Annotated in this window: 2 protein-coding genes and 1 pseudogene; all 3 read right to left on the reverse strand. The window is 57.7% G+C overall.

From position 1 onward, the window contains the following. Positions 1-322, reverse strand: a 322-nt coding sequence (locus E0D98_RS25285) for a DUF1380 family protein (RefSeq protein ID WP_240723783.1), incomplete at its 3' end; no start/stop codon positions are given. Then, on the reverse strand, positions 303-524 hold the full coding sequence (locus E0D98_RS25290; protein WP_001104879.1) for a hypothetical protein: 222 nt from the start codon (positions 522-524) through the stop codon (positions 303-305). The genes E0D98_RS25290 and E0D98_RS25285, both read right to left, overlap by 20 nt. Continuing rightward, positions 525-678 (reverse strand): annotated as a pseudogene (locus tag E0D98_RS25295) (DNA methylase); the annotation flags it as partial.

A 678-nucleotide genomic window follows, 5' to 3' on the forward strand; every position in this document is an offset into this window, starting at 1 on the left:
TCAGGGACGCCAGCAGTTCAGCCGGGACGGTCACCTGGCGGTTTTCGCTCACGTTGCTGATAATCTCCATCGCAGTGGCGGAAGAAATACCGGATTCAGTCCGCTGGTCTTCCGGAATGTCCTCCAGGCGCGCCAGGACGGTCCTGATTTCATGATCGGACAGGGAAATATCCATTCCGTCAGCGAGGGACTGAATTTCTTCCGGGGACCAGATAACCAGCATCAGCGGCGTGTCTCCCGGATACTTTGCTGCCAGCGCCCGGCATAGCGTTTCGCATGTTCCGTACATTCTCGTCTCCTTCTCAATCTTTAAAGCACGCATCCAGTTCCAGAATTTCGGTATATGCCTCCATCAGGAGGCGGTTTGCGCGAAACAGCGTCTGACGCACCAGACGTTCCGGCAGGGTGTCGGCATTAAAGCTGTACCGCTGCTCCATCTCATTCATGGTTGTACGCAGGTCGCACATGGCATTGGCCACCTCCGCCACTTCGGCGCGCAGTTTTTCGTGTCCGGCATAGTTCATTTACGCAGCCTCCGGCATAAACCAGTCATCATTCGCGGCCCCCTGCTGCATGGCCCGTTGCACGGCGGCCAGTCGTTGCTGTCCGGCACGGTGATACTGTTCAAGCAGCTCGATACCGATATACCGGCGTCCGGACTGAAGGGCGGCCACGCAG

The sequence above is a fragment of the Escherichia sp. KCJ4928 genome, from assembly GCF_004352695.1.
In the GTDB taxonomy this organism is placed as follows: domain Bacteria; phylum Pseudomonadota; class Gammaproteobacteria; order Enterobacterales; family Enterobacteriaceae; genus ECMA0423.

Bases quoted from the DNA above. Each gene is read 5' to 3' on its own strand.
- E0D98_RS25290 (WP_001104879.1), bottom strand. From the start codon at position 524: ATGAACTATGCCGGACACGAAAAACTGCGCGCCGAAGTGGCGGAGGTG.